Origin of the sequence: Rhodococcus sp. WAY2 (assembly GCF_009859915.1) — a bacterium.
GTDB lineage: Bacteria > Actinomycetota > Actinomycetes > Mycobacteriales > Mycobacteriaceae > Rhodococcus_F > Rhodococcus_F oxybenzonivorans.
Genome location: NZ_CP046575.1, coordinates 98049 through 120465, shown reverse-complemented (window position 1 = coordinate 120465; position 22417 = coordinate 98049). Strand labels below are relative to the sequence as shown.

General features: G+C 68.2%; 25 protein-coding genes and 3 pseudogenes. 8 read left to right on the top strand and 20 right to left on the bottom strand.

Features of this window, described 5'->3' with window-relative positions:
- Window positions 1-92: 92 nt before the first annotated feature.
- Window positions 93-334: pseudogene (locus GFS60_RS39795) on the bottom strand (M23 family metallopeptidase); the annotation flags it as partial.
- Between GFS60_RS39795 and GFS60_RS37320 the strand changes: the two are divergent.
- The 3 genes and pseudogenes from GFS60_RS37320 to GFS60_RS37310 all read left to right on the top strand — a co-directional run.
- A pseudogene (locus GFS60_RS37320) lies at window positions 335-730 on the top strand (lipase); the annotation flags it as partial. It abuts the pseudogene before it with no gap.
- A gap of 279 nt (window positions 731-1009) precedes the next feature.
- The gene (locus GFS60_RS37315; RefSeq protein ID WP_159929654.1) at window positions 1010-2176 is read left to right on the top strand and encodes an alpha/beta fold hydrolase; all 1167 of its coding nucleotides are present in this window, start codon (window positions 1010-1012) and stop codon (window positions 2174-2176) included.
- 528 nt (window positions 2177-2704) lie between these two features.
- Entirely contained in the window at window positions 2705-2923 is a 219-nt protein-coding gene (locus tag GFS60_RS37310) for a hypothetical protein (RefSeq protein ID WP_159929652.1), read from the top strand.
- Window positions 2924-3498: 575 nt separating this feature from the next.
- Here the strand turns inward: GFS60_RS37310 and GFS60_RS39790 are convergent.
- The 13 genes from GFS60_RS39790 to GFS60_RS40080 form a co-directional block, all read right to left on the bottom strand.
- Entirely contained in the window at window positions 3499-4215 is a 717-nt protein-coding gene (locus GFS60_RS39790) for a flavin-containing monooxygenase (RefSeq protein ID WP_236603751.1), read from the bottom strand.
- Window positions 4216-4229: 14 nt separating this feature from the next.
- On the bottom strand, window positions 4230-4736 hold the full coding sequence (locus GFS60_RS37300; RefSeq protein ID WP_159929650.1) for a hypothetical protein: 507 nt from the start codon (window positions 4734-4736) through the stop codon (window positions 4230-4232).
- 256 nt (window positions 4737-4992) lie between these two features.
- Window positions 4993-5631, bottom strand: coding sequence for a TVP38/TMEM64 family protein (locus GFS60_RS37295; RefSeq protein WP_159929958.1), 639 nt, complete (start codon window positions 5629-5631; stop codon window positions 4993-4995).
- Window positions 5632-5780: 149 nt separating this feature from the next.
- On the bottom strand, window positions 5781-7022 hold the full coding sequence (locus GFS60_RS37290) for a L,D-transpeptidase (RefSeq protein WP_159929648.1): 1242 nt from the start codon (window positions 7020-7022) through the stop codon (window positions 5781-5783).
- Between the two features lie 129 nt (window positions 7023-7151).
- Entirely contained in the window at window positions 7152-7823 is a 672-nt protein-coding gene (locus tag GFS60_RS37285; protein ID WP_159929646.1) for a DUF305 domain-containing protein, read from the bottom strand.
- Window positions 7824-7916: 93 nt separating this feature from the next.
- Entirely contained in the window at window positions 7917-8372 is a 456-nt protein-coding gene (locus GFS60_RS37280) for a DUF6153 family protein (protein ID WP_159929644.1), read from the bottom strand.
- A 172-nt stretch (window positions 8373-8544) separates the two neighbouring features.
- Complete coding sequence (locus GFS60_RS37275; RefSeq protein WP_159929642.1) at window positions 8545-9366, bottom strand: F510_1955 family glycosylhydrolase; 822 nt, start codon at window positions 9364-9366, stop codon at window positions 8545-8547.
- A gap of 94 nt (window positions 9367-9460) precedes the next feature.
- The gene (locus GFS60_RS37270; RefSeq protein WP_159929640.1) at window positions 9461-11011 is read right to left on the bottom strand and encodes a multicopper oxidase family protein; all 1551 of its coding nucleotides are present in this window, start codon (window positions 11009-11011) and stop codon (window positions 9461-9463) included.
- Window positions 11012-11128: 117 nt separating this feature from the next.
- Window positions 11129-12418 (bottom strand): MFS transporter, encoded by a 1290-nt coding sequence (locus GFS60_RS37265; protein WP_159929638.1) that lies wholly within the window; start codon window positions 12416-12418, stop codon window positions 11129-11131.
- Entirely contained in the window at window positions 12415-13527 is a 1113-nt protein-coding gene (locus tag GFS60_RS37260; RefSeq protein ID WP_159929636.1) for a PLP-dependent cysteine synthase family protein, read from the bottom strand. Before GFS60_RS37260 ends, GFS60_RS37265 begins: the two co-directional genes overlap by 4 nt.
- A 107-nt stretch (window positions 13528-13634) precedes the next feature.
- Window positions 13635-14030 (bottom strand): hypothetical protein, encoded by a 396-nt coding sequence (locus GFS60_RS37255; RefSeq protein ID WP_159929634.1) that lies wholly within the window; start codon window positions 14028-14030, stop codon window positions 13635-13637.
- 208 nt (window positions 14031-14238) lie between these two features.
- Entirely contained in the window at window positions 14239-14745 is a 507-nt protein-coding gene (locus GFS60_RS37250) for a M56 family metallopeptidase (protein WP_236603750.1), read from the bottom strand.
- 116 nt (window positions 14746-14861) lie between these two features.
- Window positions 14862-14993: a hypothetical protein gene (locus GFS60_RS40080; protein ID WP_268962686.1), complete on the bottom strand. Its 132-nt coding sequence runs from the start codon at window positions 14991-14993 to the stop codon at window positions 14862-14864.
- Between GFS60_RS40080 and GFS60_RS37240 the strand changes: the two are divergent.
- The 3 genes and pseudogenes from GFS60_RS37240 to GFS60_RS37230 form a co-directional block, all read left to right on the top strand.
- Window positions 14963-15218, top strand: a pseudogene (locus tag GFS60_RS37240) (cytochrome c biogenesis protein CcdA); the annotation flags it as partial. The gene GFS60_RS40080 and the pseudogene GFS60_RS37240 sit on opposite strands and share 31 nt — an antisense overlap.
- Window positions 15219-15371: 153 nt before the next feature.
- Window positions 15372-16664 carry a M23 family metallopeptidase gene (locus GFS60_RS37235; RefSeq protein WP_159929632.1) on the top strand — a complete coding sequence of 431 codons (1293 nt, stop codon included), beginning with the start codon at window positions 15372-15374 and terminating at the stop codon, window positions 16662-16664.
- A gap of 100 nt (window positions 16665-16764) precedes the next feature.
- Window positions 16765-17205, top strand: coding sequence for an SRPBCC family protein (locus GFS60_RS37230; RefSeq protein ID WP_054246316.1), 441 nt, complete (start codon window positions 16765-16767; stop codon window positions 17203-17205).
- Between the two features lie 29 nt (window positions 17206-17234).
- Here GFS60_RS37230 and GFS60_RS37225 read toward each other — a convergent pair whose 3' ends face one another.
- Window positions 17235-17771, bottom strand: a complete 537-nt coding sequence (locus tag GFS60_RS37225) for a DUF2269 domain-containing protein (protein ID WP_128644055.1) — start codon at window positions 17769-17771, stop codon at window positions 17235-17237.
- Complete coding sequence (locus GFS60_RS37220; RefSeq protein WP_236603749.1) at window positions 17768-18034, bottom strand: hypothetical protein; 267 nt, start codon at window positions 18032-18034, stop codon at window positions 17768-17770. The genes GFS60_RS37225 and GFS60_RS37220 overlap by 4 nt, the downstream gene beginning before the upstream one ends.
- Before the next feature lie 98 nt (window positions 18035-18132).
- Between GFS60_RS37220 and GFS60_RS37215 the strand changes: the two genes are divergently transcribed.
- The gene (locus tag GFS60_RS37215) at window positions 18133-18702 is read left to right on the top strand and encodes a TetR/AcrR family transcriptional regulator (protein ID WP_159929630.1); all 570 of its coding nucleotides are present in this window, start codon (window positions 18133-18135) and stop codon (window positions 18700-18702) included.
- Between the two features lie 42 nt (window positions 18703-18744).
- Here the strand turns inward: GFS60_RS37215 and GFS60_RS37210 are convergent, their stop codons facing one another.
- Complete coding sequence (locus GFS60_RS37210; protein WP_159929628.1) at window positions 18745-19518, bottom strand: methyltransferase domain-containing protein; 774 nt, start codon at window positions 19516-19518, stop codon at window positions 18745-18747.
- A gap of 28 nt (window positions 19519-19546) precedes the next feature.
- On the opposite strand from GFS60_RS37210, the gene GFS60_RS37205 reads away from it, so the two are divergent.
- Window positions 19547-19975, top strand: a complete 429-nt coding sequence (locus tag GFS60_RS37205; RefSeq protein ID WP_159929626.1) for a helix-turn-helix domain-containing protein — start codon at window positions 19547-19549, stop codon at window positions 19973-19975.
- A gap of 224 nt (window positions 19976-20199) precedes the next feature.
- Here the strand turns inward: GFS60_RS37205 and GFS60_RS37200 are convergent, their stop codons facing one another.
- From GFS60_RS37200 to pspAB, 3 genes are all read right to left on the bottom strand, one after another.
- Window positions 20200-21102 (bottom strand): DMT family transporter, encoded by a 903-nt coding sequence (locus GFS60_RS37200; RefSeq protein WP_159929624.1) that lies wholly within the window; start codon window positions 21100-21102, stop codon window positions 20200-20202.
- 374 nt (window positions 21103-21476) lie between these two features.
- Entirely contained in the window at window positions 21477-21734 is a 258-nt protein-coding gene (locus GFS60_RS37195) for an SHOCT domain-containing protein (protein WP_159929954.1), read from the bottom strand.
- A 116-nt stretch (window positions 21735-21850) separates the two neighbouring features.
- Window positions 21851-22414 (bottom strand): PspA-associated protein PspAB, encoded by a 564-nt coding sequence (pspAB, locus tag GFS60_RS37190; protein ID WP_159929622.1) that lies wholly within the window; start codon window positions 22412-22414, stop codon window positions 21851-21853.
- Window positions 22415-22417: the final 3 nt, after the last annotated feature.

The window sequence follows — 22417 nt, the reverse complement described above, 5'->3', positions numbered from 1 at the left end:
AAACCACGCGCGACGGTGAACGGATGGCGGAGTAGTGCGGCCCGTGCCTCGTGTCGGGACGGAGCAGTAAGCCTTCCGTCAGTCGATCCCGATGATCGACGCCGTTTGGTGAGCAATTTGAGGGGGTCGGTCTTGTCCCCGTCGGGGGCTTCCACTTCGAAGTGCAGGTCCGGCCCGGACGAACTGCCTCTGTTCCCAATGGTTGCGAATCTCTGACCGGCATTCACACGTTGGCCGACCTCGACGAGATTGTCGCTGTTGTAACCGTAGGTGGTGATGGTCCGTCGTCGTGCCGAATCCGCACCCACAGCCCGTACCCCTGGGCCGGTCCGGCACTCCCGGCGGCATGCAGTGGGCGCGCAGGGTGCTGCCGCCGGATTTGGTGTCGCCCGCGTTGGAGCAGCAGGCTCAGGGCTCACCGTTCCTCGACGACCTCAACGGTGGGGGCGACACCGCCGCGGGAACCCGGTACACGACGATCGGGTCGCGGCTCGACGAGGTCATTCAGCCGGCGACCAACATCGCGTTGCACGACCGGTCGGCGACGAACCTGATGATCGGGGACCTCTGCCCGATCAACCAGTCCGGGCATTTCCGAATGCCCTACGACGAGTACACCTTCCAACTGGTGACGGGCGTCCTCGATCCCACACAACCGGTGACACCGCCCTGCACCGCGGTCCCGGCGGGTACGGGGGTATTGGAGATGATCCTCACCGAGAACTTCTGACCGCGGACAATGCGTGGACGAACCACAGGCACGGGTCGAGCCGGCCCGTAGCATCACCGGCAGTCCCACGGAAAGGAACTCCCCGGCCACGCGGGGCAGGCTTTCCCGTGGATTCGCCCAAAACCAAGGTTCTGGGGGGTTCGTCCACGGGACTGATCGGTGATGTCTGTCAGGATCGCACCCGTAACGGAGCGTCTGTCGGCTCGGATACAGTCACCGCGTCCTGACGAGAGGGCGCAGAGGGAGCAGGACTTGATGCGGCGAGGTTTCAGGGGGTTGATGGCGGCGGTTCTCGGTGTCATTTTCCTCGCAATTGCAGTTCCGGTGCCGGCGAGCGCGGAACCGCTCTACCCGTGGCCGGACCCGGATCCGTTCTATCTTGCTCCCGCCGACCTCGGGGCCAAGCCGCCGGGTGATGTGGTGCGGACTCGGCGGATCGACACGTGGATGTACGCCAACTCGGACGGTTGGCAGATCGCGTTCCGGTCGACGAATTCGGCCGGCAATCCCATTCTGGCGGTCACGACGGTGCTCCTTCCCCGGGGTGTTGCGAATCCACCGTTGGTGTCGTATCAGGCGATCGTCAACTCGTTGGGAACCAAGTGTGCGCCGTCGCGGGCGCTGTTCAACCTGGAGATGCAGGAATCGCCCGGGATGTTGCTGGGTTTGCAGCGGGGGTGGGCGGTCTCGGTGCCCGATCACCTCGGCCCGACCGGTGCGTACGGTGCGGCCAAGCTCGGCGGCATGATCACGTTGGACAGTGTCCGTGCGGTGCAGCGGGTAGCCGAATTGGGCCTGGCGAACAGTCCCGTGGCTTTGGCGGGCTATTCGGGTGGGGGAATGGCGAGCGCGTGGGCGGCGGCGCTCGCGCCGACCTATGCGCCGGAGCTGAAGCTGGCCGCGGTGGTGCAGGGCGGCGTGCCGGCGGATCTCGAACAGATGGCCGAGGGGCTGGGCTTCAACCCGCACCCGGGGTTCGGGCTGGCCTTCGCGGCGGCGATCGGTCTCGAGCGGGAGTACCCGACCCGGTTGCCGGTGTCGTCGCAGCTCAATGAGACCGGTCTGTGGTTGCGGGAATGGATGAGCAATGAGTGCCGGCGGTTCCTGCTGTTCCACGGTGCGTTCCGGAACGCTGGGCAGCTGGCGGCATCGACCAGTCTGATGGCGAGTTCGGCGGCGCGGCAGGTGTTGCGGGAGAACAGTCTCCGATATTTCGAGGGGGTGCCGACGGCGCCGGTGTATATGTGGCACGGCACGCTCGATGGGCTCACTCCGTTCGATTCGGTGGCGGAGGTGGCGCGCCGGTACTGCGCGGGCGGGGCGAAGCTGACGTTCGTGCCGTACGACATCTCCGAGCACATGACCACTGCGGTGGTGGGTTTCCCGGATGCGTACGAGTTCATCGCGGCGCGATTCCGGGGGGAGCCCGCGCCAACGCGGTGCTGAGGCGAGGATTCCTCGAGACGGGATGGGCCGAGGATGAAGGGGAGGTGTCTGATCGGCGGCCGCTGGGATGCTCTGTCCGCGAAGGACGGCGGACTCGGTAGCGGATTCGGTGGAGTGGTTCCTCATCCGGGCGACGATGGCCTAAGAATGGTTCTGGCTCACTTTTCGTGACGGTTCGACGTCCGCGTGACACTCCGAGAAGACGTGGAGTGTGCAGGAGATGATCTTGCTGGTGTTCTCAGAGCTGCTGTGACCTGCGAGTACTGCTTCCGCACCTGGCAGGTGTCGCGATCGATTCCATCAACGTGACCGCGGGAGGGATCCGAATCCGGGCGTCGCCGCTGGCACAGTTCGCCTCGTGCCCAGCCTGCGAGGGCTGTGGTGAACCATCCCGGGTCTGATGCACACCGTGTTACTTGTGCGACGTTATTTGTGCGACCGGGGTCCGGTCCCCGCGGACCCGGCGGTGCCGTTGATGCCGGCCCGGTGCGGGCCGCTGCGAGGTCGCGGACCGGCCAAATCGGGTACATGCAATTCGGTGATGCGGCCGTGCGATCGACTCGAGCTCATCTCGTACTCGTCGCCTTGTTGGTGCTGACCTTGGTCCGTTTGAGCCTCTGGGGCCGTGACGTACCCGGCTTCGACGCCCAGGACCGCGCCGACGTGCCACTCGCATCAGGTACTGGAGGTGCGCTGTTGGAGGCATTCGCGGAGCCGATGACGGCTTCCGTCGGGTGGTGGCGATGAGTTGGCGCGTGTCACCTGGCGGAGAAGCCACCATGGTCATCCACTACCGCCAGGGACAGGGGGTGCTGCGCACCGTGCTCGCTCGCGGCGCCGAGCCGGCTACCGAGCGCATCTACAAGGGCTCTCGGAAACAGGCCACGATGTCAGCACGTCTGGATCGAGGCGCGGATCCGATTCGCCCCACTACAAGCCGCCGGTGCGGTTCATGGAAAGCCTCGACGAGGTTCGTGGTCTCTCCTCGGCCCGGTTCGACGATGGGCTCCATAGCCGCGACGTCCCGCTCGAACAGGTACGGGAGCCGTGCACGGTCACGCCGCAGCGTCATGCGCGTCGGCGGCACCCGGGTTTGGCAACGGGTGCGGTATGACACAGACCGGCGACGATCCATAATCTTGGGCGCAGCTGGCGGGTTTACCCGAGTAGGCCATCTTCGACAGCATGTGAAACGCCGGCAGCAACGGGCCGGGATCGGCTTGCTGCAGTGTTGGCGGTGTGGTCGGGTTCTTCGGTGTCCCGCAGAAGCTCTGGCGGATACAACCGCCTCCTGCGCCGGGAGTGGGGATTGCCGCACTCGATCATGCTGTGCCGTAATAATATACAGTTGTTGCACCCGCGGCGTGATGGCGGGCACGTACTGGATGGCCGAGGCTCCGGTGCCGATGGATGCCACCCTCTCGCCGGTCAGGTCGTGGTCGTGATTCCACCGTGCGGAGTGGAAGGTGACGCCTGCGAAGGTTTCCAGTCCGGGCAGCACCGGCACCTGGGGGTTCGGTCAGGGGCCCGGTCGCCGCGATCAGCAGCGGCGCGGACACCGCACCCCGGGTGGTGTTGATATTCCACCGATGCTGCGCGTCGTCCCAAGTTGCGCCGGTGATCTCACAGCCGAAAACGATGTGCCGTTCAATCTCGAAGCGTCGCACGCAGTCACGCAGATAGCTGCCGATCTCCGGCTGCGTCGAGTAGGTGCGGCTCCAGTTGGGGTTGGGTGCGAAGGAAAACGAGTACAGGTGCGAGGGCATGTCGCAGCCACAGCCGGGGTAGGTGTTGTAGTGCCAGGTCCCGCCTGCAGCGTCGCCGCGCTCGAGGACGACGAAATCTTCGACACCGGCCTGTTTGAGCCGGATCGCCATGCCCAGCCCGGAGAATCCGGCGCCGATGACGGCGATTCTCACATCGCTGGGCGGGCCGGGCGACGTGCTACCGAACTCGGCTCGACTTGATGTTGTGCCGCTGCTCATGGCACCGCCTCGGGCAGCGTGGGTGGCGGTGGCCACGTATGAGACGTCAGCCACCGCCGCTCCGGCTGTCAGCTGCCGAATCCGCTGAGCAGGTCGAGGAGGCCGTCGAGACCGAAGTCCAGGCCGCCACCGCCCGTGGCAGTCGAGGTGACAGTGACCCGCACCGGGGCGATCGGGTCCTGGTAGGCGACGTCGCCCTCCTCCTTGCACTTGGTGCGCACCTGGTATTCGCCGTCGGGGAAGACGGCCGAGGTGCCGACGCCGGACGCGTTGGTCAGCACCTGACCGGCCCCCATGGTCGGACCCGTCACGAGGAAGCTCTGGCCCACTTTCGTCGTGGAGTCGAGAACCGTGGCGTCGGCGCGGTAGACGGTGCCTTCGCACTTGACGAAGGGCTTGGTGGTGTTCAGCCCGGTGATCGAGGTGGTGATGGTGCCCGCACCTGCGTTCGCGGTCACGGTCGCCGAGCCGGTGATCGCTGCGGAACCTATGGCGGGGTTTGCGATCAGCGCGAGCGCGGAGAGTCCGGCGATGGTGCCGGCGCCGGCCAGGCGGCGCATGGTGGAAGAAGCCACGGAAGTGATGTCCTTGTCGTTGGTCGCCGGGCCCCCGCACGCGGCGCATTGTGGTCCTTGCGCGGCCAGTTCAGGACCACCACGGGGGTGAGCTCCACTGACCGATCGAGGATGGTTAGCCTGCCTGCACGAGGGCACCCTAAGTGAATGTAATGGATACCCTGAAAGTCAATGATGTGATAGCTGTCACTTTGCGCTAACGGGGTTGCAGCTCGTGCGGCTCTGTGCCGACCGCCTACGGTGTGACCGCGGCCGGCTACACGGGCAGGCGGGTGTCGACCAGCAATCCCGCCACCCCCACTGCGATGCAGATCATCGTCACCACAATCAGTGTCGGATTCGTCTGCCCGGTCAACGCGTCACCGAGCAGCACCACCCCGATGGTGCCCGGCAGGATTCCCACCACAGTCGCCACGGTGTACGGCAGCGGGCGCACCGCTGAGAGCCCGGAGCAATAGTTCACCAGTGCAAACGGTGCCGGTGCGATCAGGCGCAGGGACCCGACCGCCAGCCATCCCCGCCGGGCGAGGCGGGCATCGATGACCTGGACCGCCGGGTGCGTCAGCCGGGCCTGCACCGCCGCGCGGCCGAGCGCCCGCACCAACAGCAACGCCAGCACGGCGGCGACCGTCGTGGCGGCGATCGCGACGACGACCCCGGCGGCGGGACCGAACAACAGTCCGGCGCTGAGGGTGAACACCGTTCGCGGCACCGGGGTGATCGTCAACACCGCCTGGGCCAGGAAGAACACCAGCACGAACCCCGGCCCCATCGACTCCGCCCAGTCCCGCACCTGCGGGATCGACGGGCGGGGGACGAGGGCGGCGGCCACAGCCAGCACGGCCAGCACGGCCACGGTGGCGAGGACTCGGCGGTCGCGCAGGATCAGCGGCACCCGCCAGGGCCCGCGACGTGGGGGTCTGGGGTAGATGTCGTCGGCGGGGGCGCTCGGGCGGGCACCCTCACGCGGTGGGCGCTCACCGTCCGAGCCGGCCACCGCGGCGGCGTATCCGGTGTAGGTTCGCGGGTGCCACGTCGGAGGGGTCACGCCAGCGCGCTTCCGGCCAGCCACTGATCCCAGGGCACGGACCAGTCGCCGTTCTGCCACTGCTGGAGTGGCTCCCCGCCGGTGTTGCGGACCTCGACGATGTCGCCGGGGACGGAGAAGTCGTAGAACCAGCGGGCGTTGTCGGGGCTGAGGTTCAGGCAGCCGTGGGAGACGTTGGTGTTGCCCTGTGCCCAGATGGTGTCGGCGAGTTCGTGGAGGTAGATGCCGTCGTTGCTGATGCGGGTGGCGTAGTTGATCGTTTCCTTGTACCCGAGGCGGGAATTGACCGGGAGCCCGTAGGTGGAGGAATCCATGATCACGGGGTTGGCCTTGTCCAGGACGGTGTAGATGCCGCGCTGGGTCCAGAATGTCAGGGTTTGGCCGTTGATGGTTTCGCTGCCTCCCATGCCCATCGAGGTGGGCATGGTCCGCACGAGGTCACCGTTGTTGGTGACGGTGATCTGTTTGGTGGTGTCGTCGGCGATGGAGATGTGCGCGTCTCCGATGGTGAACGACGTGGCTGCGTCCTCCTGACCGAACAGTCCGCCACCGAGGTCGACGCCGTAGACATTCGCGCGGGCGGTCACTGTCGTGCCGGGTGTGTAGTAGTTCTGGGGGCGCCAGTGCACGTTCTGATCGTCCGCCCAGTACCAGGAGCCGGCGACCGGCGGCGAAGTTTCTACAGTCAGGGTCTTCTCGGCGGCGGGACGGTCGGTGATCGGCTCGTCGAAATGGGTGACGACGACGATGCCGATGCCGAAGGTGCCGCCGTCGGTGAGGAGGTTGCCGCCGGAGGTGACGAACGTCGGTTTGGTGAGGTTTCCCGGTTGCACGGTGGAGAAGGTGCTGGTCCGGTCGGTGCGGGTGCCGTCGTCGTGGATTGCGGTGGCCGCGATGGTGTACGTCTTGCCGTATCCCAGTGGCAAACTGGGTTTCCAGGCGATGCGGTCGGGGGTGAAGATGCCCTCGACGACCTTGCCCTCGTTGTTGGTCATCGTGACCGATTCGAGGGTGCCGCCGGTGGTTTCCACCGACACCCGATCCGCGGGGTTGACCGTGTCGGCCCCGTCGGCGGGGGTCACGGTGATCGCGGGGTCGGGATCAGCGGGGGCGGACGGCCCCGACCCGCCACTCGACGAGGAAGACCCGGTACCGGATGGGGCGCACGCGGCCAGCATCGCGATCAGGATCGCCAGGGCGATCAGGATCGGAGGCCGGCGTGATGGGTGGGTGTGCATGAGTTCCTCCATACCGACGGGGCGGCAGCGAAGCTGTTGGCAGAGAAAAAAAGTTGGGGTGCGCGCCATCTGTGTGAGGCGGGGGAGGAGGGTGGGACCGCGAGGAGATGCGGCCCCACCCTGGTGGAATCAGCCCTGTGGCAGCAGTGCCGTCATGGTGGTGATTTCCGCCTGCTGGGCACCGACGACGGCGGTGGCCAGTTGCTTGGCGTCGGCGTTGCCGCCGTCCGCAAGCTCGGTCTGAGCCATCTCGATGGCACCGGTGTGGTGTTCGATCATCATGTTCAGCCAGGCGGTGTCGAAGTCTGCGCCACCCTTGCCGGTCAGGTCGGCCATCTGCTCGAGCGTCATCATCCCGCTCATGCCCCCGCCCTCGGTCATGCCGCTCGCGCCGCCGTGGTTCATCCCGCTCATGCCGCCGCTGGCATTTGTGGACGGGACGGCCTTGCCCCACTTTTCGAGCAGCGCCGCCATCTGTTCCATTTCCGGGCCCTGGGCTGCCGCAATATTCTTGGCCAGGTCGAGGACCTGCGGGTTGGTGCTGCGGCCCTCGACCAGGTTCGTCATCTCGACGGCCTGGGCGTGGTGGGGGTACATCAACTGCAGGAACGTCACGTCGGCGGTGTTGAAGGCGACCGTCTCCACCGTGGTGGACGAGCTCGACGTGCTGGGGGTGTTGTTCGACATCTGGGACATGTCATGGCCGCCGCTGTTGTCGCTGCAGCCGGCGAGTACCAGGACTCCGGACACGGCCGCGGCGGACAGGACGAACTTGGCACGGGGGGAACGTGGTGACCACATGGATAGGGCTCCTCGAAAGGTCGTGTGTGAAAGGTGAAGCAGGCGTGGAGAACGCACGCCCGCGAGGGTGCCCCACTTCAAGTGGGTCACCTGTCACACCCGCAATACCGACAGTTCCGCGAGGGTCGGAGTGGTCCACGGCGGCGCCCGGCCGGCCCGGATGGGTAGCAGCGCCCGCAGACCGTGGACGGTGAGCTCGCCGGCGGCGGCGGTGGCGTACCACCGGGCGATGACCAACGCTGCGGCGATCGTCACCACGGCCATGCACAGATGCAGGCCGGAGTGGTCGGTGCAGTCGCCCCCCTCGCACCCCGTCCCGGCCAGCGCGGCGGGAAGGGCGGCGAGGGCCACCGGCTCCGCGGCCGCCTCATGGGAGTGGGAAGGTGCGTGCGCACCGGAATCGTGCGCCGATTCGGTGGCGTGCCCGCCGGTGTGGTCGAGCAGTAGGGAAGAATGCATGAGCAGGACACCGAACAGCACCGCTATGACGGCGGCCACCCGCAGCAGTTGCTGCATCGTCGGCGTCGCCCCCAGCGGTTTCACAGCCATGATGTTACCGACCCGGCGCCTGTGAGAAGCCCTGACGGGCCTGTTGCGGGGGACCGACACCCTTCATCATCTGCTCGCTCCAGGCGGTAACCCGAGACGATCGGGCCGGGCCCGGCGCCGCATTCCATCGCCGTGCTACGGATCAGCGGGCGGGCGAGGGTGGACATGGCGGTCAGTTCAGGGTGTAGAGCGCCTGGGGGGTGGCGGCGTAGGCGGTGTCGTAGTTGGCTGCGGTCATCGCGTCGACGGTGCCGACACGGGAGCGTTTCTGCCAGTCCTGCCCTTCTCGGCTGCGCCAGGCATACCCGTCCTCGTCGATTCCCCACAGGGCATCGCCGGCGCCGGCGATCATCACCAGGCGCGGGGCGCCCGGCACGGGCGAGAACGCGCGGGCACCGGTGTTGCTGTGTTCCAGACCCGCCGGGGTCACCGCCCACACCCCGGAGTTGGTGATCGCCAGCGCGGCGGCGACCAGCGACGCGCCCGGTGCCCAGGTGGTGCCGCCGTCGGTCGAGACGAGCAGCCCGTCGGTGCCGTCGAACCCGACGAGGACGCGTCCGTCCGTGGTCAGGGTATGAAAATCGACTTCTCCCGCCAGGGAGCGGTCCACCCAGCTGGTGCCGCCGTCGGTGCTGCTGCGCAGCCCCAGCGGGTTCGCGGCGGAACTGGACGCGCTGGGGTGTCCGGAGGCGTAGACGGTGTCGGTGTTCGGGACGCCGGTCAGGCCCATGAAGTCGTCGTCGGAGGCGCCGACGCGGGACGTCGCACCGGAGGCGTCGATGGTGAAGATGCCGGTGTGGGTGCCGGCCAGCACGGTGCCGTCGTCGCTGACGTGCAGTCCGTGCAGATGGGTCAGTTCGGAACGCAAATCCACCGTCGGCACGGAGGCGTCCGGTTTCGTGGTCTCGTCGGCTTCCGAGGAGCAGCCGGCGAGGACGAGCAGGGCTGCGATCCCGGTGGGCAGCAGGGTGCGGGCGATCCGATTGACAGGCATGGGGTCTCGTTCTGTGCTCGGGGGATGAGAATCGGGGAGGGTCGCAGCGAAGCTTTCCGCCCCGGATGGTGATCGGAAGACGTTGCGGCGGAGGTTATTCGGTGTAGGACAGGGTGGTCATCATCCCGGCCTCACCGTGGTACAGGTTGTGGCAGTGCACCAGCCACTGGCCCGGGTTGTCCGCGTCGAGGTCCACCTCGACGGTCTGGTTCGGTAGCACCAATGTGGTGTCCTTGCGGGGACCGGTGTCCTGGCCGTCGACGAGCTGGAAGGTGTGCCCGTGCAGGTGCATGGGGTGAAACATCATGGTCTGGTTGACGAACCGCAACCGCACTCGCTGTCCCTCGGTGACGTCGAGTGGGGTGTGCTGGTCGTAGGTGGCGCCGTTGATCGTCCACCGGTACCCGGACATGTCCATGCCCAGCATCAGGTCGTGCGCCCGGTCCGGGCCCCGGCGGTCGAGCCGGACCTCCTCACGCGAGCGCAGCGCCAGGCCGGTGATCGGGGGTGCGTCGAGCTCGGCAGGCCGGATGGCCGGGTCGAGTCGTCCACCGGCGCCGGTGCGGATCACGGCGAACCCCTGGCCCTGCTTGCCCTCGGCGGCGGCGACGATGGGGAAGACCCCGTCGCCGAGCGTGACGATCGCATCGAAGCGTTCGCCCATGCCGATCAGCAGCGACGATCCGGTGACCGGCTGCACCGGATATCCGTCGCTGTGGGTGACGGTCAGTTGATGGCCCCCGACCGCGAGGCGGAACGGGGTGTCCGCCCCGGCGTTGATGATCCGCAATCGCACGCGTTGCCCGGGGCGGGCCCGCACCGTGAACGGGTCGGCGCCGAGGGTGCCGTTGATCAGGTAGTAGGGGTAGTCCACGTCCCCGGTGTCGTCGCCGAGCGGGTTGGCGGGATCGGTCGCGGCGCCCATGCCGGTCATGCCGGACATGCCGCCGTGGTCCATTCCCATGCCGCTCATCGGCATCCCGTCCCGGCGCAGGGTGTCCAGTTGCTGGTCGGGGGTGCGTCCGGCCACCCCGTCGAGCCAGTCGTCGAGGACCAGGACGGCCTCGAGGTCGTAGTCGGCGCCCTCGGCGGGATCTTCGACGATGACCGGGGCGTAGAGGCCCCGGTCCAATTGCATCCCGACATGGGGATGGAGCCAGTGGGTTCCGGCGTCGGGGGCGAGGAATTCGTAGGTGAACGGGTTGTTGGGGGCGATGGCGGGCTGGGTCAGCCCGGGTACCCCGTCCATGTCGTTGCGCAGCGCGAGGCCGTGCCAGTGGATGGTGGACTCGGCCGGCAGGTCGTTGGTCAGTTCGGCGCGGAGCAGATCCCCGCGGCGCAGCCGGATTTCCCGGCCGGGTATCCGGTCGTTGTAGGCCCAGGTGTCGACCTGGACACCGCCCAGGTCGATCCGGGTCGGGCCGGCTTTCAGCGATGCCGTGACCGTGTTTCCGGTCCCGATATTGGCTCGCCGGACCTGTTCGGCCGTCCTCACGGCTGCCGAATCGGGACCGACGGCGGTGGGCGCCTGTCCGGCGCCACCACCCCTGCTGCACGCGCCCGCAGCCGCCACCGCCCCCAGGCCGGCCAGCGCCAGGAAGTTCCGACGCGATAGGCGGGCGGCGCCGGGAAACTGTTCGATCATGCACAACTCCTGTTCGAGCGCGGACGGCGCGGCGGCCGAGAACCCCACCCCAATCTACGTAGTTGCATAGTAGATGGGGTGGGGTGGGGGTCTGACCAGCGCGTTGAGTTCGGCGACCTAGCGGGCGGCCGGTACCTCGTCGTCCTCGGGCACCGCGGTTTCGGCCGGGGGTGGGGAGAGCCGGTCGGATCGGTCGAGCAGATACAGGGCGGTCACGCACACCGCCCCGACGCCGGTCAGGGCAACCCAGATCAGCGCCCCCAGATCAGCGTCGCGCAGGATCCCGAAGACGGCGCCGGTGCCCAGGTTGCCGAGCAGGATGCCGACCCCGACGACCGTGTTGTAGAAGCCGTAGTGGGTGGCGACCAGCCTGCCGCCGGACAGGGCGACAACGGTGTCCATCTCGAACGGAAACACCGCCGCCGTGCCGACGGCCAACAGGGCGGCGGTCAGCACCAGGGCACCGGCGGCGGCCCACCCGCCGAGGGCGGCCGGGCTGGGCAGCAGGATCAGCGGCAGGAAGGCCAGCGCCATGACCGCCATCCCGACGACCAGGCTGCGTCCCGAACCCCACCGGCGGGAGAACCACGAGGTGATCCGCAGCTGCCCGGCGATCGCCACCACCCCCGACACCACGAACAGCGAGGTCACCAGCGCGGTGTCGGACCGGTCGTCACCGACCACCACCGCCGCCTGCAGGGGCAGCGCCAGATAGATCTGGAACGAGAGCACGTAGGACCCGATCATCGCCAGTGCGAACAGGACGAAGGGCCGGTTGGCCACCACCACCCGCCAGTCCTCGAGCACCGACGTCTTGGCCGCGGCCGTCTCGGCCCGATGCGCGGGCAGCGCCCAGATCTGCACGATCGTCAGCACGGCGAAGACCGCGGCCGCCGCCAGCGAGGTGACCCGGAAATCGAGGGTGGTCAGGGCGAGCCCGATCAGCGGGCCCAGCAGAATGCCGGCCTGATAGAAGACATTGAAGGTGGCGAACGCCTCGACCCGCCTGGGCCCGGCATCGGCGGCCAGATAGGCCCGCACGGCCGGGTTGAACAGCGCCCCGGCGAACCCGGTGGCCACCGAGGCCAGCAGGATCGCCGGCAACGATTCCACGGCCGCGAGCAGGACGAAACCGGCGACCCGCAGCAGGCAACCGGCGACGATGAGCGGTTTGTACCCGAGCCGGTCGGCGAGGGTGCCGCCGAGCAGGAACATCCCCTGCTGGGAGAAGTTCCGCATGCCCAGCACCAGCCCGACCGCCCACGCCGCCAGTCCCAGCGGACCGGCCAGGTACCCGGCCAGATACGGCATCAGCATGTAAAAGCCCACGTTGATGGAGAACTGGTTGACCATCAGCACCTGGCTGGGCCGGTCGAAGCTGCGGAACTGGGTCAGAAGGTTCTTCATGAAACGCTCTCGGTGGGGTCGACCACGGTGGCGCACCGGGTCCAGGACTGGACGACGTGGTCGGTCGGGTGGTCGATGGTCGCCGGTTCGGTGGGCGGGTTGGCGTCGAGCAGGCCGTGCTCGGCGCAGTAGTCGTCGTTGTAGATGGTGTCGAAGTAGCGCTGCGGGCCGTCGGGGAAGATGGCCGCGACCCGGGTCTCCGGCGGGCTGGTGCGGGCGATCCAGCCCGCCGTCAGGGCGACGGCACCGACACTCCAGCCGCCGCTGGCGTGGTGCGTGGCCGCCAGGGTCCGGCAGGACCAGACCGCTTCGTGGGGGGCCACCCAGTGCACCTCGTCGAAGGCGGGGTAGTCGATGTTGTCGGGGTAGATGCTCGAGCCCAGCCCGCGCATGAGCCGGGTACTGGCGGGTTGCCCGAAGATGGTCGATCCGACGGTGTCGACGCCGACCAGTTTCAGGTCGGGGCAGAACTGGCGCAGCACGCGGGCGACGCCGGCGGAGTGTCCGCCGGTGCCCACCGAGCAGACCAGGGTGTCGACGCGGCCGAGCTGGGCGATCAGTTCTTGGGCGAGTGACTCGTACGCGTCGACGTTGTCCGGGTTGGTGTACTGATCCGGGCACCACGACCCCGGATGGGCGCCCAGGAGTTCGCGGACCTTCTCCCGCCGGGCCTGTTGCCAGCCGCCGGTGGGATGCGGTGTGGTGACCAACTCGACGTGGGCGCCGTAGGCGGCGAGCATGTTGTGCACGATCGGCTCCAGGCCGGGGTCGGTGACCAGGGTGACGGGATGGTGATGGGTGATCCCGGCCAGGGCCAGACCCAACCCGAGGGTTCCGCTGGTGGATTCGATGATCATCGCCCCGGGTGCGAGGTCGCCGCGCGCCTTGGCCTTCTCGACCATGTGCAGGGCGGGGCGGTCCTTCATCCCGCCGGGGTTGGAGCCTTCGAGCTTCGCCCAGAAGCCCCGGCCGGTGTCGGCGAACGGTTCCCCGATCCACAGGACGGGAGTGTTGCCGACCATGGTGCTCGGTTGCGGGCAACGGCCGGCGGTGGTCAGCAGGTGGCCGGCGGACGGCGGAACGAGGGTGGAGGGAACAGCACTGTTCATGATGAGTAATCCCTGTATCTGACTGCGACGACGGCAGTAAGTGAGTGATGGGCAGCACGAGCTGGGCCACGAGGACAAAGGTCCTCAGATGGCCTGCGGGCTGCTGATCAGCACCTGTTGATACAGAGTTCGTTCAAGACGGTCCGGCCGCGCCGGATGGGAATGGGTAGATCCGGCGGCGCCCGCGGGGTCAGCGGCACCGACATCAGCACCAGCACCACGGCCAGGGCAATCGCGACGACCGCGGCGACGGTCAGCGGGCGCAGCGGATTGTCGGAGCGGGGCATGGCCACGACGCTGTGCGCCTCGTGCGCCACGTGGGCTGATCCGTCATCGATGTGCGCGTGCCCGGGAGCGGATTCCTCGGCCGGCAGCGAGGTCGTGGACGAGGAGGAGACGTGGACGTCGTCGCCCTCGTGACCGTGGGCGAGGAAGATGCCGCACTGGGCGATCGTGTAGGCGAGCAAATACAGGACAGCGACGACAGCTATGACTGTCCGCATACGCGGGGGGCGTATCGCAAGGGCCGTCACAATTTCCCGACTGTAGCAGCCGTGACCGGGGCGTCGGTCCAGATAGTCGGGGGCGCGGGTTGTGCGGTGTCAATCCCCGCTGGTCACCAGGCCGTCGGCAGGCACCACATGGTTCCGGTCACCTCGAGCACGGCCAGGGCGATCGGGGCGGCGATCAGCACGGCCACCACCGCCGCCGTCAGCAGGCATACCCGCACCTTCGCGGCCCGCCGCGGCGGTGACGCCAGTCGCCCGGCCCGGTCCAGCAGGGCGATATTGCCGGCGCCGAGGGCCCCGTCGGGAACCTGGGCCGGAGCGCATAACGCGAGCAGTCCCGAGAGCCGGCACGCGAGCCGTGCACGCGGGCGGCGGAGTCGTCCGCGCACATCTCCAGCAGGCGGCCGACCTCCACCGCACCGGCGGTGAACAAGGTGATGCCGGGCATGGAGGCGGCGAGCACACGCAGGACGGCGAGTATCTGCGCGTGGTGCCCGGCCAGATGGGCGCGTTCGTGGGCGAGGACCGCCTGGACCTGCCGGTCATCGAGTGCGGCGAGGGCGGCGGTGGTGATCACCACGGCGTGCGGTCGCCCGGCGGCGCAGTAGGCGGCGCGCTCGGGATTGTCGATGACCACGGCATCGATGCCGCGCACCCGACGACCGATGAGGCGGGCCCGGTTCGCGTGACCGTGGGTTCGCGTGCGCAAACGCGCCAGACCCACAGCAAGTCGGCAACCGATTCACGCGGTGACCGACACCACCGCCGCGGCTACGGCGACTCCCACCATCTCGAATGCGGTGTCGGCACTACCGACCGTCTCCCTCAGGCGAGCACGGCACGCACCGTCAAGACCACATCGGACCTGCCGACGGAGTGGAAGGCCTCCCGCATCAGCCGGGCGATGTGCTCCTCCCGGGTCGCACGGGGCAATATCCGGGCTGGGCTGGTCCCCATGCCTGGGTCCCGCCCTCGCCGGGGTGCTGTCGGTGGCCGCCGGCACCGAGGGCGCCACCGCCGCGCGCGGGGTCACCCTGCTGGCTGCGGCACCCGCGCATCCTCCAGATCCTGGGGGGCCTGACCCTCGTGGTCGTCGGGCTCGCCTTGCTCACCGGCGCCTGGGATGTGTTCGTCGCCTGGATTCGGGACGAGTTCGTCACTGCCGTCGTCCTCCCCGTCTGACCCTGGTGGGAACCGTGGGAAACAAGTGAATAGCGGCACAGAAGTGAAGAAAGTGTATTAGCGTTACGGCGTGTCGTCTTGACTTTGTCGCGCCGGTCCATGTTTTTGGTTCACCGCCGAAACCCCGGTGTGACTGCTCAGAAGGGACTTGCGATGCGCGGTATCACCTCAGCGACGCTGACCGCCTGTACGAGAAGACTGCCCACCCTGTGCCTGGGTGCCTCCACGGCGGCGGCGATGGTGGTCCTTACGGCCCCGCCCGCCTCGGCCGCCCATCCCGGCCACGCGGATTCGTCGTCCGCGCTCGCCGCGGCGCTGGCCGACGCGGTCACCATGGTCGCCGACGCGGCACAGCCGGACGTGGTGGTGGTCGATCCCAGTCGTTGGCAGACCGTCGCGAACATCGCGGCCGCCAGCCTGCGGAACGCCGAGGCCAACGGCTCGCTCGCCGACACGTTCGAGGCCCAGCACCTGCTCGCCGGATGCCTGAGCGGTTTCGCCGCCGGGTCCGCCGCCGCCGAGGTGCTCGGCGCCTGCGCCGATGAACTCGGCGCCGTCGACGGCGGCATCGCGCCGAGGTTGCTCGCCGCACTCGAACTCGGCGACGTCTCCGAATCCTCCGGTCCTGGCACCTTCGACCACGCCACCGACCCGGCCGAGGCTGCGGCGGCACCCGACTCGGCGCTCGCCGAGGCCACCGCTCCGAACCCGGACGAGGAGCAGACCACCGGCACCGGTGCCGAAACCGGTGAGGCCGAGGCCGCCGCCGGTCCGCAGAGCGAGCACCCCGACCCCGAGGGCGCCGAGGACACCGAGGCCCCTTCACCCGAGGCGGACACCGGCGGATCCCACACCCACGACGGCACCGACACCGACGGGACCGCCGACGACGCGACCGGTGACGCGACCGGTGCTGACGAGACCGGTGCTGACGCGACCGGTGCTGACGCGACCGGTGCTGACGCGACCGGTGCTGACGAGACCGGTGCTGACGAGACCGAGGGCGGCGCGGCGGCTCCGCAGCAGCCGCGCACCTGGAATCGCCCCGGAACCAAGGAATTCGTGGCACCCAGCGCGGGAACCGTCACCGCCACCATGGGGGATGGACGCGGCCACGAAGGCATCGACATCGCCAACACCCTCGGCGCACCGATCGTCGCCGTCGCCGACGGTGAAGTCATCGACGCCGGCCCCGCCCAAGGTTTCGGGCTGTGGGTCCGGATCCGGCACGATGACGGCACCATCACCACCTACGGCCACAACAACGAAAACCTGGTCGAGGTGGGGGAGCGGGTCAAGGCCGGACAGCAGATCGCCACCGTCGGCAACCGCGGCAATTCCACCGGCCCGCACCTGCACTTCGAAATCGAAGACCCGGACGGGGAGATCGTGGACCCCGTCAAGTGGCTGGCCAAGCGCGGCGCCTCCATCGTCGGACTCGACTGATCTGGCTGCACTGTCTCGGTTTCGGCCGCCGGAGGGACAATCGGCGACAGACCTCCTGCAGGTAACGCACAACAGCGGTGGAAAGGGACGGTGGTCACCGATGATCGACGTCGAGGGCAGCATCGTCATCGAACGCCCCATCGGCGAGGTCTTCGCCTTCATTGCCGACCAGACCAACGCACCCCGCTGGCAGAACGGACTCGAGCAGGTCCGCCGGATCACCGACGGACCACCCGGGGTGGGCACCAAACATGTTGTCGTCCGCAAGTTTCTGGGTCGGAAGCTGGACCTGATCAACGAATACGCCCGCTACGAGCCGAACGCGGAGATCACGTTCACCGGTGCGTCCGGACCGAGCCGCTTCGAGGTGACGTACCGGACCGAGGAGACCGCCGAGGGAACCCGGCTCAGCTGCCACATGCGGATGGAGCAGAAGGGACTGTTCGCCCTCGCTGACCGGGTGGTCGCCGCAAGCCTGCGCAGAGACTTCGCCGCCAACCTCCGAAACCTCAAGGCATTACTCGAAACCCGCGCAGAGTAACCGCCCCCGGTCTCGAGCAGGGCGCGACTTTATGTCGACGTACTGGCCGCCGCCCGGTTCCGCAGCGCCTTCCGGTGCCCGTATGCGGTCATCCCGCGCGGCTTGTACACCGCCAGCACCAGCGCGGCGAGCACCACGACCAGGGCGGCGGTGGCATGCACGAGGTGGGTCGGGTCCCGCAGCAGATCCCGGTCGGCCTGCGACCAGCTCGGCTGCGCCGCGACGGCCGCGGCGTACTCGATCGAGCGGGTGTAGAGCACCAGGACCACGGTGGCGGCCAGGTTCAGCAGCAGCTTGAACAGCACCCAGTAATGGCGCAGCAAGCCCCACGCTGTGCCGAGCGAGCAGATCAACCCGGTGACCAGCGAGGCCAGCGCCAACGGCAGCAGCACCGCGTCGGCGAGCATCGCCATCACCTGATAGCCCCCGCGCACCTGGTCCGGATCGGAGCTGATCAGCGTGGCCGCGGCCACCACCAGGTACGTGACGATGGCACCGAGCCAGCCCGCCGAGGCCCCGATGTGCACGGTCCGCGCGAGCGTGCGCACCGTCGGCGACATCGTCACAGTGCGATCGGCCCGGTCAGCGCCCCCGGCAGGGTGCGGCCGGCGTCGAAGCCGGTCGCCGGGTGCACCACGGTGGCGGGGGCGGACATGTGCCGGCCCGGACCGTGGTTGCCGCCACCGAACAGCATCACGGCGACGACCAGAACGAGCAGCAGGCCGACGACGATGCCGACCACCTTCACCCAGCGCGGCGTCCGGTGCTCGGGGCTGCCGCCGGCTCCGCGGTGCGGGGGCGGCGGCGGGGTGGGAGTGGGATCGGTCATCGGCGGTAGCTCCCTCATACACAAGACAACTTTTGCGATACACACTGTCACATACCAAGGCATGTTGTCGATAGCGCGGCGTTGCGTATACTTCGAGGGTGCCGAAGCTGTGGAACGAGACCATCGCCTCGCATCGCCAGGCGGTGCGGGAGGCGACCATGGACGCCGCCGCGGCAGTGGTGGCCGAATCCGGGCTCGCGGCGGTGACCATGTCGAAGATCGCCGAGCGCACCGGGATCGGGCGAGCCACGCTGTACAAGTACTTCCCCGACGTCGACGCCATCCTCACCGCCTGGCACGAGCGCCAGATCGCCGGCCACCTGCACCATCTCGCCGAGGTCCGCGACCGCACCGCCGGCCCCGGCGCCCGCCTGGCGGCGGTGCTCGAGGCGTACGCGCAGATCCTCGCGCATCACCACACCGGTGCGATCGCGGCGGGGCTGCACCGCGGCGACCACGTGGCCCGCGCGCAGCAACATTTGCACGCGTTCGTCCGCGACCTGCTCACCGACGCGGCGGGGGTGGGCGAGGTCCGCGACGACGCCACCGCCGATGAGCTGACCTGGTACGTGCTGCATGCGGTCACCGCGGCCGAAGGACTCGACTCACCCGCCGCCGTGCACCGGCTCGTCGCGATCATCCTGGCCGGACTGCGGCCGCAGCGCTGACCGCGATCTCCGCACCCCCACCGCCGGTGGGGCGCGCGGGTCTCAGGGCCGGTCGGCGTGCGCGAGAAACAGCGGAATCGCCACGAAACCCCGGTCCGCCTGCCCGCGGCGGGTCTGGTCACCGATCCAGTCCTCGGCTTGCTCGGATGTGATCGCGCCGGCCGCGGCGGCGGCGTGGGCGATGCCGGTGAGCATCGGCAGCAGCGTGTGGTCGGTGAACACCCCGGTGTGCACTTCGATCTGGGCGTCGGTGAAGCCGGTGTCGAGGAGGAGGTTGCGGTAGCGGCGGGCCGCCCGCGGCGCGGCGACGGTGTCGGCGCGGGCGTGGACGATGGTGCGCGTGAGCTCGGGATGGTCGGAGTCGATGAAGAATCCGTCCCAGTCCTGCCCGATCAGGACAATGCGCCCGCCCGGGGCCAGCACCCGGTGCGCCTCGGTGAGCGCCGAGCTGGGATCGGCGATGTCGTGAAAGACCTTCTCCGCCCGGTAGCCCCGCACCGAGTGGTCGGCGAGCGGAAGCGAGGCTGCATCCGCTTTCTCGAATCGGCAGTGCGGCCACCGCCTGCGGGCGATGGCCAGCATGTGCTCGTCCAGGTCGATCCCGTGCGCATCCCATTCCTGCTCGGTCATCTCGGCGACGGCGCGGCCGGCGCCGCAGCCCACGTCGAGGACCGTAGCCCCCCGCGGCGCGGCCAAAAGTTCGATCGATCGTGCCCGCAGCGCCGCGGCACCGGGGTAGTTGTCGATGATGTCGAGGAGCGCGACGAGCGCCTCGGTGTCGGTGTCGGTGTCGGTGGAAGTGTTGGTGGTTGACATGACAGCCAGCGTGCGACTTCATGTTGACATGAAGTCAAGCGAGGACGTCGGCCAGTGGAGCATCGGTGAGGTCGCCGAGCGGTTCGGGCTCGCCACGCACGTACTGCGCCATTGGGAATCGGTGGGGTTGCTGCACCCGGCGAGAGAAGGCGGCTCGCGCCGCCGATACGAGAAGTCGGATGTGTACGCGGTGGCGATGATCTTGCGCGCGAAGGAGGCCGGTTTCGGTCTCGACGACATCCGGGAGATGTTCGACACCGACGACCCGGTCCGGCGCAGAGCCATTCTCGGGCGACACCGCGATGCCCTGGCGGTGCGGATCGCGCAGGCGCAGGCCTCGCTCGCCCTGATCGATTGTGCGCTCGACTGCGATCACGACGACATCGCGTCCTGTCCGCACTTTCACGCGGCGATCGACGCCCGGGTCGGCGCGCTCGCCCCCGTTGCCACGGCGTGAGCGGCCAGGTCTACCGGTCGACCAACCCACTGGGATGGCCGTGCCTAGCAGGATCAGGGCCGCGTCGCGTGCGGACTTGGGTTGAGACCGCGAATGCTCTGGTCGACACCGACTGGCCTCGATCGCGACGTCGGTGCCGGTGCCCATCGCCAGACTGAGGTCGGCCTACGCCAAGGCACATGCGCGTACCGGCGATGCGCTGAACTGACTCAAGACGAACAGTGTCACGTTCCCGAACGCTCCGGGCGTGGCCGTAAAACGATCCACATCGACGCCAGTACGGCGAGCAAACCCGCCGCGGACCATCCCGTAGGCCATTCACCAAAGAGTAAGGAGCCCAATGTAATTCCGACAACCGGCGCCAGGAATGTCCACGCGCTCAGCGCGTCCAGCCGGCAGTGCCTGGTCTCGGTGAACCAGCCCACGAACGCGGCGGCCGTCCCCACCAATGACAGAAACGCCAATACCGCAACGAATCGGGGGGTCCAGTCGATTACCGGGGGGCCCTCGACCATTGCCGCCCATACCGCCAACACAACTCCGCCGATCACGAAATGCCAGCCGCTGGCCGAGAGCACGTCCAAACCCGCAAGACGCCGCGACAGCAGCGTGCCGCCCGTGATCGCGGCCGCGGCCAGCAGTGACAACAGCGCTCCGCTGCCACCGCCCCCTGGCACCGCCACCACCAACAGGCCGGAGAACCCGACCGCTAACGCCGCTGCGGTCCGGACGGTCACTGCTTCGCCGTACAACCACCACGCCGGCAACAAGATCAGCAATGGTTGGGCGTTGGCGAGCACCGCTGCGGTGCCGGTCGCCAGTCCTGAGACTCCGGCGAACATTGCGGCGAACGCGACCGTCACGTTGACCAGGCCCAACACCGTGATCAGTAACCAGGCGTGGAATCCACGCGGCCTGGGCCGACTCTGAACTTCGGCGACCAGAACCAGACACACCCCTGCCACCAAGGCGCGCAGGGCGGCGAACCACAACAGCGGCGAGTCCCGAAGCCCCCAGCGAATAGCCACGAAACAGGCTCCCCACGCGGCGGTGATCCACAACAGTCGCCACGGCTTCGGCGCACGCCGAAGCTCCGCGACGCCCGCCGAACCGGTGCCGGCGGTCATCGTGGCCACTGCACGTGGAAATCGGGCCGATCATGACGAACCAGCACCGAACCTTGGAACTGCTGAGGGAGACCTGAAATGCAAGCCTGTGCCTTCACCGCCTGCCTCCTCACCGTCTTGCCTGATTCGAGACGTTCACGAACGTGCATCACCGTCGGTGCATAGAACGAGTCCTGTATCTGGCTGGTCGGTGTAACGATCTCCGTCGAATGCCATGGATTGGGTTCTGGTCGCACCGTTCGGCCCGGCGCTTGGTCGGCGCCGACACCTCGGTGTGAGCGGGAACGGTGACCCTGGGTGGCAGAGTGAGCACCGGCTCGGACTCGTCAAAGAGCTCTTGAGAGCCCAAACAGCACCGCTAGACGTGGCTTCGGTCATTGCGGTGCCTGTCCGCGCAGCGTCGCCAATCGGCTGCGGTACTCGGTCTCGTCGAGTTCACCGCGGGCGAATCGTTCGGCGAGCACCTGCTCCGCTGTGTGGAGCACCGGCAGGTGGGTGGGCGACGATGCCTCGCGCCCGACATATCGGGCCAGCATCACGACGCCGGTGATCAGTAGCCCCCAGAACAGCACCATTCCGATGATCATCAGCGCATAGCCCCAGCCGCCGGGATCACTGCCGTACCAATACATCACGATGACTTCTCCTCATTTACTTGGATGGAAGCGTTGTATGCCCCGGCGACACTCGGTGGGATAGGCGCGGACCGCGGAGGATCGAGGCCGTGTGCTCCATGGTTTGTGCCGGGTCAGAGTCCGGGCGCGTTGTAGAGCGGGAACCAGCGAGTGAGATCCTTCTCCACCCGCAGATCGTTCTCGATGGCCGAGGTGATCTGTAGCTCGAGGCTGTTGTCGCGCCGATCGGTCCCGGCGGGGGCGAAGGGGTACCAGCTGCCCCGCTTGTAGAGGTAGACGAGCCCGAGCGGGCGGGTGCCGTCGGTGAACGCGATGACGGTACACAGCAGTGCCGACCCGAATCCGGCGTCGACGAGTGTGCTGTTGACGGTGTGCAGATCGGTCACCAGGCCTTCGAGGTCGTCGGGGTCGGTGCGGCGGATGATCCAGGAGAATCCATAGGTGTCGGTCTGCTCGCTGTATTTGCCTCCGTCGAGGGCGAGTAGTCCGTCGACCTCCTCCCGCAGTTGGGCGAAGCCGCCGCCTTCGGCGGCTTTGAAGCAGACCGCGCCGGTGCCGGTGGGGTGGAACCGGGTACTGACCTGCAGGGTGACCGTGGCGGCGGGTAGTGCGAAGAGTTGGTCCAGATTGGGCGGCACCGGTGTGGAGCGGCCGAGGAGCGCATTGAGGAAGCCCATGGG